Below are 10,365 nucleotides of genomic sequence, written 5' to 3'. Positions count from 1 at the left end.
GGTGAGGTTGGTTGTGGTGGTCGGTTGGGGCGCACGCTGCCCCCCCCCCCCCCCCCCCCCCCCCCCCCCCCCCCCCCCCCCCCCCCCCACCCCACCAGTCCCGTGTTACGCCATCAAACGGGTGGTCGCTACCAGCACCACTGAGATGCCGAGCAACAAATTAATACCCACCAGGCGACGAATCTTGCCCAGCACTGCAGCACCCGTCGGCCAGTCCTGCGCCTGCACCGCTTTGCGCAGTTCCGGCAGCAGCAACGACTGGACACGAATGAACAACGCGATCATCGCAATAGCGCCACCCATCATGACTTGCACATAGCGTGGCGCCGCGTCGAAGCCGGCAAAACGCAGGTGCAGCATGCCTATGCCGCTGATCGCCAGGACCGCGATCGCTACCCAGACCCAGAAGAAAAAACGCTGAAATACTTCTACCCAGAGGCGTAAACGATCAGGTCCTTGAAGGGCTGCAACCGCCGCAGGCCGCAGGATCAGCCAGGCAAAGAACATTCCGCCGACCCACACCAGGGCGGCCAGAACGTGCAGGCTATAAGGAAGGGCAAAGGCGCTCATCAGGATCTCCATTCGGCGCAAAGGGCAATAGCGGGGTATGATAGCGACCCAATCGAAACACTGAAAATTTATCCAGCCCTTCGGGCGCCCCGACACCATGATCAGCAACGAACTCAAAACCACGATTCAGGGCGCCTATTCGCGTTTTCTCGAAGCCAAGAGCCTCAAGCCGCGCTACGGCCAGCGTCTGATGATCGCCGAAGTAGCCAAGGTGCTTGGCGATATCGCCTGCGACGATGAAGGTCGCCGCGCGGGCGAACCTGCCGTGGTGGCGGTCGAGGCCGGGACGGGTACCGGCAAGACGGTGGCCTACAGCCTGGCTTCGATTCCCGCCGCCAAAGCTGCAGGCAAGCGCCTGGTCATCGCCACCGCCACGGTGGCGCTGCAGGAGCAGATTGTCTTCAAGGACCTGCCCGACCTGATGCGCAACAGCGGTCTGAATTTCAGCTTCGCTCTGGCCAAGGGCCGTGGACGTTATCTATGTCTGTCCAAACTCGACCTGTTGTTGCAGGAGGGGCACGCCCAATCGGCCACCGCTCAGCTGTTCGAGGAAGAAGGCTTCAGGATCGAAGTCGACGAGGCCAGCCAGAAGCTGTTCACCAGCATGATCGAGAAACTCGCTGGCAATCGTTGGGATGGCGACCGTGACAGCTGGCCCCAGGCCCTGGAAGACCAGGACTGGGCGCGCCTGACCACTGACCACAGCCAGTGCACCGGTCGCCATTGTCCGAATTTTGGCCAGTGCACCTTCTACAAAGCGCGTGAAGGCATGGGCAAGGTCGATGTGATTGTCACCAACCACGATATGGTCCTGGCCGACCTGGCCCTGGGTGGTGGTGCAGTGTTGCCAGATCCGCGTGACACCATCTATGTGTTTGACGAAGGCCATCACCTGCCGGACAAGGCCATCGGCCATTTTGCTCACTACACCCGCCTGCGTTCCACCGCCGACTGGCTTGAGCAAACCGCCAAGAACCTCACCAAACTGCTTGCCCAGCACCCGTTACCGGGCGATCTGGGCAAGTTGATCGAGCAGGTGCCGGAACTGGCTCGGGAGATCAAGGCCCAGCAGCAGTTCATGTTCAGCGCCTGCGAGCAGGTGGCCGACTTCCGCCCCGGCGAAGATATGGAAGGCCGCGAGCGGCCACGCCATCGCTTCGTGGGTGGCGTGGTGCCCGAGCACATGCGTGAAATGGGCATCGAGCTGAAAAAGGGCTTCTCGCGCCTGACGGATCTGTTCACCCGCCTGACCGAGTTGCTTAAGGAGGGTATGGATGCCGAGGTGAACATTGGCATTGCCAGCCACCAGGCCGAAGAGTGGTACCCCCTGTTTGGCAGCCTGTTGATGCGCGCTCAGGGCAACTGGGAACTGTGGACTGCCTTCACCGCTGAAGACCCTGAAGACAGCCCGCCCATGGCGCGCTGGCTGACCCTGGCCGAGAGCGGAGCGCTGTTCGACATCGAGGTCAACGCCAGCCCGATCCTCGCGGCGGAGATGTTGCGGCGCAATTTGTGGAGTGTCGCCCATGGCGCGCTGGTGACCTCGGCCACGCTGACCGCGTTGGGCAAGTTCGATCGCTTCCGCATGCGCGCCGGCTTGCCCAAGACCGCCGTGACCAGCGTTGTGCCCAGTCCCTTCCATCATGTCGATGCCGGCGTGTTGCGTGTGCCGGACCTGCGCGCCGATCCCCGGGATGCGGCGGCGCATACGGCGGCGATCATCCGTGATCTGCCAGAACTTGTAGAAGGCTCGCGTGGCTCGCTGGTGCTGTTCTCGTCGCGCAAGCAGATGCAGGACGTGTTCGACGGCCTGGACCGGGACTGGCGCAAGCAGGTGTTCATTCAAGGCAACCTGTCCAAACAGGAAACCTTGAACAAGCACAAGGCACGCGTCGATGGCGGTGATTCCAGCGTATTGTTCGGCCTGGCAAGCTTTGCCGAAGGGGTCGACTTGCCGGGTGCCTACTGTGAGCATGTGGTGATCGCCAAGATTCCCTTCGCGGTACCGGATGACCCGGTCGAGGCAGCGCTGGCCGAGTGGATCGAGGCGCGCGGCGGCAACCCGTTCATGGAAATCGCCGTGCCGGACGCATCATTGCGCCTTATCCAGGCCTGCGGTCGCCTGCTGCGTACCGAAGAAGACCGCGGCACCATCACCCTGCTGGATCGACGTGTCGTCACCCAGCGCTACGGCAAGGCTATTCTCAATGCGCTGCCGCCGTTTCGACGGGAAATTTCCTGACTCCCGGGGATCAAAGCTCCGGGACGTTGTCTATGACTCAGTTCAAGGCCCGCAAGGGCCCTCAAGGAGAGCTCCAGCCCTATGATTCGCCGTACCTTGCCTGCTGTCTTCGCCCTGCTGTTCATTACGCCACTGCTGGCCGGGCAACAGACGCTGTTCAGCTTCGTGCGCCCGGCCGCCGTGGTCAACGTGGTGACCGAAGATGCCAGCTTGCCGCAATACAACGCAGAGCAGACGGCTGAGGGCGAGGTATTGCGTCGCGTGGTGTTCAACCCGGTGCAGCGGCCCAGCCTGCGTTTGAGTCCGCAAACCGGCGCCTGGGACTGGTCGACCGCTACGGCCATGACCTTGCGCCTGCAAAGCGGTATGGACTGGCCGCTGACCGTGGATGTCACGGTGTTGAGCAGCGACGGCAAGACCCTTACCAGCCGTATCGACTTGCCAGCAGGTCCGGCACAGACAGTGGTGGTCCCACTGACTGCCAGCTCACCCCTGAGCCAAGGCATGCGTGCCGGGCCACCGATGCCGTGGACGCATGAAGGCCAGCGCTGGGTGCTGACCAGCAGCAGCGGTGAGCTGGACTTGAAGCAGGTGGTGTCGGTGACCTTGTCGATGAACAAGCCCAATGTCGCCCAGAGTCTGTTGATTGAACGCGTTGGCATCCAGGATGACGATCAGCTGCAAAAGGCCGTGTATACCGGCCTGATCGATGGTTATGGTCAATCTACCCGCAGCCGCTGGCCGGAAAAGATTGTCAGCGATGACCAGCTCAAGGCCGCCGCAACCCGCGAGCAGCAGCAGCTCAAGGGCTGGCTGGCCGAGCGCAGCCAGTTGCCACGCGACAAGTTCGGCGGTGTGAACACAGGGCCGAGTTTCGACGCCAAGGGTTTCTTCCGTACTGAAAAACGTGATGGACGCTGGTACCTGGTCACCCCTGAAGGCCATCCGTTCTATTCGTTGGGTGTCAATACCGTCGCCGTCGACGGTGGTCGCACCTACGTTACCGGGCGTGAAGCGATGTTCACCGCACTGCCGAAGACGGGCGAACCACTGGCGCAGTTCTATGGAGAGGGCAATAACAACGACGGCAACGGTTCATCCACTGGCCGTCAGTTCAACCAGGGGCGCTGGTTCGACTTCTATGCTGCCAACCTTGAGCGCGGCCATGGCAAAGCCTGCATCCCGGTCGCTGCAAGCAACACTACTGCCGCGGTGGAGTGCCCGGCACCGGTGCTCGACCTGCAGCGCTGGCAAGGGCACACCCTCGACCGCCTGCAGGCCTGGGGCTTCAATACCCTGGGTAACTGGAGCGAACCTGCGTTGGGGCAAGCCAATCGTCTGCCTTACACCTTGCCGTTGTCGATTGTCGGTGACTACACCAGCATTAGCACCGGGATGGACTGGTGGGGACGTATGCCCGACCCGTTCGATCCGCGTTTTGCCATGGCTACCGAGCGTGCCGTGGCTATCGCTGCCCGTGATCACCGCGATGATCCTTGGCTGATCGGTTATTTTGCCGACAATGAGCTGGCCTGGGCCGCACCGGGCAGTGACCCCAAGGCCCGCTATGCGCTGGCCTATGGCACCTTGCGCTTGACCACTGACGTGCCCGCCAAGCGTGCTTTCCTCAAGCAGTTGCGCGACAAGTACCGCAACCAGGCCGGGCTCTCCAAAGCCTGGGGGATCGATTTGCCGGCGTGGGAATTGATGGAAGATCCCGGTTTCGAGCCACCGCTGCCCAGTGCGGAATATCCCGAGATCGAAGCCGATTTCAAATATTTCCAGAAGGTCTTTGCCGAAACCTACTTCAAGACCATTTCCGACTCGCTCAAGTGGCACGCGCCGAATCACTTGTTGCTCGGCGGTCGTTTTGCCGTCAGTACACCGGAAGCCGTGACCGCCTGTGCCGAGTTCTGTGATGTGTTGAGCTTCAACTTCTACACGCCCAAACCTCAGGACGGCTACGACTTCAGTCAGCTCAATGCGTTGGACAAGCCAGTGCTGGTATCGGAGTTCCAATTCGGTTCCCGTGACCGTGGCCCGTTCTGGCCGGGTCCGATGGAAGTGGCCAAGGAAGAAGGGCGCGGTCCGGCCTACGCTGCTTTCGTCAAGGCCGCACTGGCTGAGCCGTCGATTGTCGGCGTGCACTGGTTCCAGTACCAGGACCAACCTGCCAGTGGTCGCTTGCTGGATGGAGAGAACGGTCACTTTGGGCTGGTGGGTATTACCGACGTGCCGTTCCAAGGGTTTGTCGACAGTGTGCGTAAGAGCAATCTGCAAGCACAAGAGCAGATCGGCAAGGCTCCCGTCCCTGAAACCTCCGCCAAGACCCAATAGCAGTAACTTGGCGGCTTGAAGCGCGACCAACGCATCAAGCCGCCAGGTTGTCGGGTGTGGCGACCGCCTGACCACTGTGTGTTCCCAAAACCCTCTCAGGCTGAAACAATGCCTGCCATTTTCGACAGCAGTATGTGCGGGGAGCGGCTGGGTGCAGATTCAGGGTCATTACGAGCTTAAGTTCGAAGCTGTGCGCGAAGCCTTTGCGGCGTTGTTCGACGATCCCCAGGAACGAGGAGCGGCGCTGTGCATTCAGGTCGGCGGAGAAACCGTCGTTGACCTCTGGTCCGGCACCGCCGATAAAGACGGAAGTGAAGCCTGGCACAGCGACACCATCGTCAACCTGTTCTCCTGCACCAAGATGTTCACTGCGGTAACGGCTCTGCAACTGGTGGGAGAGGGCAAGTTGTCCCTTGATGCCCCCGTTGCGCGCTATTGGCCGGAGTTTGCCCAGGCCGACAAACAGGCCATTACCCTGCGCCAGTTGCTCAGCCACCGTGCCGGCTTGCCGGCGCTTCGTGAACTGATGCCGGCAGAAGCCTTCTACGACTGGCAAACCATGGTGCAGGCGTTAGCCGCCGAAGCGCCGTGGTGGACCCCGGGTACCGCACATGGCTACGCGGCCATCACCTTCGGTTGGCTGATCGGCGAATTGATTCGTCGTGCCGATGGTCGCAGCCCGGGTGAGTCGATTGTCGCCCGTACTGCACGCCCCTTGGGCCTGGATTTTCATATTGGCCTTGACGATCAGGAGTTCCACCGTGTTGCACACCTTGCGCGTGGCAAGGGCAACATGGGTGATGAGGCGGCCCAGCGTCTGCTCCAGGTAACTCTGCGCGAGCCTCAGGCACTGTCCACCCGCGCCTTTACCAACCCGCCGGGCATACTCACCAGCACCAACAAGCCCGAATGGCGCCGGATGCAACAGCCAGCGGCCAATGGCCATGGCAATGCCCGCAGCCTGGCCGGTTTTTATGCCGGTGTGCTTGATGGCAGTTTGTTGGAGTCGGAACTGCTGGATGAGCTCACGCGCGAACACAGCCTGGGCCAGGACCAGACACTGCTGACCCAGACCCGTTTCGGTCTGGGCTGCATGCTCGACCAGCCAGCCGTGGCCAATGCCACCTTTGGTCTGGGCAGCAAGGCCTTTGGTCACCCTGGCGCCGGTGGATCGGTTGGTTTTGCCGATCCGGAGTACGATGTAGCCTTTGGTTTTGTCACCAATACCCTGGGCCCTTATGTGTTGATGGACCCCCGGGCGCAGAAGCTTGCGCGGGTCCTTGCAGGGTGCCTTTGATCGGTTAGCACTGCTGGCGCTTGAACCCTTTAGCTATTCTGAATTCCAACGCTCTGTACTGTTGGTCGGTTTTTCTTTCATTTTCATGGTGTATCACTGATGTCTTCACATAAAACCTTAGCTATCGCCCTGTGCCTGGCCATGACCGGTTGCGCGCAGCACTCCCAGAAAGGCGCGGCCGATAGTGGCATCGACTGGTGGCCCTTCGGTTCGGACAAGGTGGCCAGCCAGGAAGTGAAGGAAGTGGTTGTCGAGAAAGTGGCTAAAGCCGATGCCAAGTCCGAGAGCAGCAGCCGTTGGTGGTGGCCGTTCGGCGACAGCGACAAGGCCAAGACTGCCGCTGTGCCGAAAATCGACCACAAGGCCACTCAGGCCTGGCTGGACAGCTACGAACCACGCCTGCGTGAAGCGATCAAGGACAGCAAGTTCGAGCTTGAGCGCCGTGAAGATGTGCTGGTGGTCACCGTGCCGGTGGACAGCTCCTACAACCCTGATCGACCAGCCATGCTCCTGCCCGTCACCCTGGGACCGATCACCCGTGTAGCCAAAGCCGTTGAAACCGACAAACAGACCGCAGTGCTGGTACTGGGCCATGCCGATACCAGCGGTGCCGCTGCCGCTAACCAGAAGCTCAGCCAGGAGCGTGCCCAGTCGGTGGCCGCGATCTTCCGTCTCAGTGGCCTGGAACGTGACCGCCTGATGCTGCGCGGCATGGGCTCGGAAATGCCGCGTGCGGCCAACGACAGCCTGCAAGGTCGTGCCCTGAATCGTCGCGTCGAACTGGTGCTGACTCCGCAAAACACCATGATCGCGTTGGTCGCCAAGTACAAACAACCTACGCCGAGCCCAGCTGAGCTGGTTGCCGTGCAGGATGCCAAAGCCCCGGTCAAGGCAGCGGTCAAACCTGCTGCCAAAGCGCCAGTGAAAAAAGCCAGCGCCAGCAAGAAAGCGGCCCCGGCCAAGGCCACAACCGCCAAGAAAAAAGCCCCTGCAGCCAAACCCGCAGCGAAAAAGCCTGCGCCTGCTGCGAAAAAAGTGGCCAGCACCACCAGCCCTGCGAAGACCAACTGATCGTCAAGGAACGCAGCAATGACTCAAACCCTGGCTGATATGCGCCGCGACTACACCCGTGATGGCCTGGCAGAAGCCCAGGCCCCGGATGAGCCTTTCGCGTTGTTTCACCAATGGTTCGATGATGCGGTTAAAACTGAACAGCCGCCGGTGGAAGCCAACGCCATGACCCTGGCGACGGTGGATGCTGACGGCCGTCCGCACTGTCGGATCCTCTTGCTCAAGGGGCTCGATGAACAAGGTTTCACCTTCTTCACCAACTACGACAGTGCCAAAGGCCAGCAGCTGCAGGCCAACCCGCACGCTGCCATGACCTTTTTCTGGCCTGCCCTGGAGCGTCAGGTACGTATCGAAGGCAAGGTGGTCAAGGTCACCGCGCAGGAATCAGACGAGTATTACCAGGTGCGTCCACTGGGCAGCCGCCTGGGTGCCTGGGCTTCGCCACAGAGCCGGGTGATTGCTGATCGCGCGGAACTTGAAGGCTTGGTCAAGGCTACCGAACAGCGATTCACTGACACCCAGCCCCATTGCCCTGAGCACTGGGGCGGTTATCGCTTGCTGCCTGAACGTATCGAGTTCTGGCAGGGGCGTGCCAGTCGCCTGCATGACCGGCTCAATTACCGCCTGCAACAAGACGCCTGGTCGCGCGAGCGCCTGGCGCCTTAATCGCCTCGATAGCCGGCGGCCTCGCGTTCCAGCCAGGCCGCCAACTCGGCACGTTTGACCTTTTGCGCCTTGGCGTTGTCCAGACATTCAAGCATGTAGGCTTTCTTGCCTTCATCCGCCCCGGCCAGTGAAAGCGCCAGGTCACGGTCCATCCAGCGGCGGATGCGCACGTACAACCACCAGTGAAAATACAGCCCGGCCAGAGTCGTGATGACGACGATGAAGTAATCCATGTCTATCCTTGCGCTAAACGTTTTTCAGGCTGCATCGATGACACAGGCTGTATGGAAGCTGAATGGAATCAATTTTACCCCGCATCTGTCGTGACAGTCGTCAATGCGCGGCGTCTAATGAACACCTGTCTTATGGAGATCATCCTATGCGTAAATCTGTTTTGCTGGTTGCCAGCTTCACCACGATGTCGCTGTTGCTCACCGGCTGTGCATCGAGCCTGACCGGCGACTCCTACTCTCGCGATGAAGCTCGCCGTGTGCAAACCGTGCGCATGGGGACCATCGAAGCGTTGCGGCCGGTGAAAATCGAAGGCACCAAAACGCCTATCGGTGGTGGCGCGGGCGCGGTTGTCGGTGGTGTAGCGGGTAGTGCCATTGGCGGTGGTCGTGGCAGCATCGTTGCTGCGGTCATCGGTGCTGTGGCCGGTGGCCTGGCGGGCTCGGCTGCTGAAGAGGGGCTGACCCGTACCCAAGGCGTGGAAATCACTGTGCGTGAAGACGACGGCAGCATGCGTGCCTATGTGCAGGCGGTTCAGGAAAACGAGATTTTCCGTGTCGGCGAGCGTGTCCGCATCATGACAGTTGACGGTACCAGCCGGGTTTCCCACTGATACTTCAGCAGCAATAAAAAACCCCGACCGGCACTGCCGAGTCGGGGTTTTTTATTACCTGGGCTGGATCAGGCGACGGCTGTCTTGCGGCTCGCCAGTGCGGTGATGCCGTAGCCAACTACTGCTGCGAGGATAGACCCGGTGAGAATACCCATACGGTCCATACCGGCGTACTCACTGCTGCCAGGAACGAAGGCCAGCGAGCCAACGAACAGGCTCATGGTAAAGCCAATGCCGCAGAGGATTGCCACCCCCAGTACCTGACCCCAGTTGGCGCCGGTGGGCAGGGCGGCGAGGCCAAGCTTGATCGCGATCCAGGTGAGGCCGAACACACCTACGGTCTTGCCCAACAGCAGGCCGACGGCAATGCCCATGGGCACGTGGTGAGTGAAGCTTTCCAGATTTACCCCGGTCAGCGACACACCCGCGTTGGCGAAGGCGAAGAGCGGCAGGATGCCATAAGCCACCCAGGGGTGCAGGGCATGCTCCAGGCTCAGCAGGGGAGAGGCCTCGGCATTGCGTGTACGCAACGGAATACACAGCGCCAGGGTGACACCGGCGAGCGTGGCGTGCACGCCGCTCTTGAGCACACAGACCCAGAGGATCAGGCCGATCACCATGTACGGGCCGAGCTTGACCACGCCGAGCCGGTTCATGGCAATCAGGGCCAGCAAGCAGGCAGCCGCCAGCATCAGCGACAGGCTCGACAGCTCACCCGAGTAGAACAGGGCAATGACAATGATTGCGCCCAGGTCGTCGATAATCGCCAGGGTCATCAGGAACAGCTTGAGCGACACCGGCACACGCTTGCCCAGCAGCGCCAGCACGCCCAGGGCGAAGGCGATGTCGGTAGCCATGGGGATAGCCCAGCCAGCGACAGCGGCCGGATTGTCCTTGTTGAGGAACCAGTAGATCAGTGCCGGCACCACCATGCCGCCGATGGCAGCAGCGCCGGGCAGGACGATCTGCGAAGGCTTGGACAAATGGCCTTCGATGATCTCGCGCTTGACCTCAAGGCCGATCAACAGGAAGAACAGGGCCATCAGCCCGTCGTTGATCCACAGCAGCAACGGCTTGGCAATTTTCAGCGCGCCGATCTGGGCGACTACAGGAACATCCAGCAGGCCGTTGTACAGGTACGACAACGGCGAGTTGTTGATGATCAGGGCCAGGGCGGCTGCAGCAATCAGTAATAGACCGCTGGCAGCTTCCAACTGAAAGAAACGTGTGAAAGTGCTACGCAGCAAGGGCGCTCTCCATCCTGAGGGTTCTGATAGGGGCACACCCTACCCTGTGAGGATATGCATTAAAACAAAAACTATATTCTTTTTTGTTATA

General features: G+C 60.8%; 9 protein-coding genes. 6 read left to right on the top strand and 3 right to left on the bottom strand.

Features of this window, described 5'->3' with window-relative positions:
- Positions 1 to 105: 105 nt before the first annotated feature.
- A complete protein-coding gene (locus tag ACO6VD_RS25160) occupies positions 106 to 570 on the bottom strand; it encodes a CopD family protein (protein WP_422422632.1) in 465 nt (154 codons plus the stop codon).
- Positions 571 to 667: 97 nt separating this feature from the next.
- Between ACO6VD_RS25160 and dinG the strand changes: the two genes are divergently transcribed.
- The 5 genes from dinG (at position 668) to pdxH (ending at position 8,183) form a co-directional block, all read left to right on the top strand.
- On the top strand, positions 668 to 2,812 hold the full coding sequence (gene dinG / locus ACO6VD_RS25155; RefSeq protein WP_400173329.1) for an ATP-dependent DNA helicase DinG: 2,145 nt from the start codon (positions 668 to 670) through the stop codon (positions 2,810 to 2,812).
- 81 nt (positions 2,813 to 2,893) lie between these two features.
- Positions 2,894 to 5,149, top strand: coding sequence for a beta-agarase (locus ACO6VD_RS25150; protein ID WP_422422631.1), 2,256 nt, complete (start codon positions 2,894 to 2,896; stop codon positions 5,147 to 5,149).
- Positions 5,150 to 5,300: 151 nt separating this feature from the next.
- Positions 5,301 to 6,446: a serine hydrolase domain-containing protein gene (locus tag ACO6VD_RS25145; protein ID WP_422422630.1), complete on the top strand. Its 1,146-nt coding sequence runs from the start codon at positions 5,301 to 5,303 to the stop codon at positions 6,444 to 6,446.
- Between the two features lie 99 nt (positions 6,447 to 6,545).
- A complete protein-coding gene (locus ACO6VD_RS25140; protein WP_422422629.1) occupies positions 6,546 to 7,517 on the top strand; it encodes an OmpA family protein in 972 nt (323 codons plus the stop codon).
- Positions 7,518 to 7,535: 18 nt separating this feature from the next.
- A complete protein-coding gene (gene pdxH, locus ACO6VD_RS25135) occupies positions 7,536 to 8,183 on the top strand; it encodes a pyridoxamine 5'-phosphate oxidase (protein ID WP_422422628.1) in 648 nt (215 codons plus the stop codon).
- Here the strand turns inward: pdxH and ACO6VD_RS25130 are convergent.
- Positions 8,180 to 8,416, bottom strand: a complete 237-nt coding sequence (locus ACO6VD_RS25130; RefSeq protein ID WP_422422627.1) for a hypothetical protein — start codon at positions 8,414 to 8,416, stop codon at positions 8,180 to 8,182. The genes pdxH and ACO6VD_RS25130 overlap by 4 nt on opposite strands.
- Positions 8,417 to 8,562: 146 nt before the next feature.
- On the opposite strand from ACO6VD_RS25130, the gene ACO6VD_RS25125 reads away from it, so the two are divergent.
- Positions 8,563 to 9,027: a glycine zipper 2TM domain-containing protein gene (locus tag ACO6VD_RS25125; protein WP_038607921.1), complete on the top strand. Its 465-nt coding sequence runs from the start codon at positions 8,563 to 8,565 to the stop codon at positions 9,025 to 9,027.
- Positions 9,028 to 9,095: 68 nt separating this feature from the next.
- Here ACO6VD_RS25125 and nhaA read toward each other — a convergent pair whose 3' ends face one another.
- The gene (gene nhaA, locus ACO6VD_RS25120) at positions 9,096 to 10,274 is read right to left on the bottom strand and encodes a Na+/H+ antiporter NhaA (RefSeq protein ID WP_422422626.1); all 1,179 of its coding nucleotides are present in this window, start codon (positions 10,272 to 10,274) and stop codon (positions 9,096 to 9,098) included.
- Between the last annotated feature and the right edge of the window lie 91 nt (positions 10,275 to 10,365).

The sequence above is a fragment of the Pseudomonas sp. GZD-222 genome, from assembly GCF_049310525.1.
Classification (GTDB): domain Bacteria; phylum Pseudomonadota; class Gammaproteobacteria; order Pseudomonadales; family Pseudomonadaceae; genus Aquipseudomonas.
Note: the sequence above shows the minus strand (reverse complement) of the source record. Positions and strands in the feature narration are given on the sequence as shown.

Excerpts from the sequence above, each read along its gene's own strand:
- ACO6VD_RS25160 (WP_422422632.1), bottom strand. The coding sequence starts at position 570 with ATGAGCGCCTTTGCCCTTCCTTATAGCCTGCACGTTCTGGCCGCCCTG.
- dinG (WP_400173329.1), top strand. The coding sequence starts at position 668 with ATGATCAGCAACGAACTCAAAACCACGATTCAGGGCGCCTATTCGCGT.
- ACO6VD_RS25150 (WP_422422631.1), top strand. The coding sequence starts at position 2,894 with ATGATTCGCCGTACCTTGCCTGCTGTCTTCGCCCTGCTGTTCATTACG.
- ACO6VD_RS25140 (WP_422422629.1), top strand. The coding sequence starts at position 6,546 with ATGTCTTCACATAAAACCTTAGCTATCGCCCTGTGCCTGGCCATGACC.
- pdxH (WP_422422628.1), top strand. The coding sequence starts at position 7,536 with ATGACTCAAACCCTGGCTGATATGCGCCGCGACTACACCCGTGATGGC.
- ACO6VD_RS25130 (WP_422422627.1), bottom strand. The coding sequence starts at position 8,416 with ATGGATTACTTCATCGTCGTCATCACGACTCTGGCCGGGCTGTATTTT.
- ACO6VD_RS25125 (WP_038607921.1), top strand. The coding sequence starts at position 8,563 with ATGCGTAAATCTGTTTTGCTGGTTGCCAGCTTCACCACGATGTCGCTG.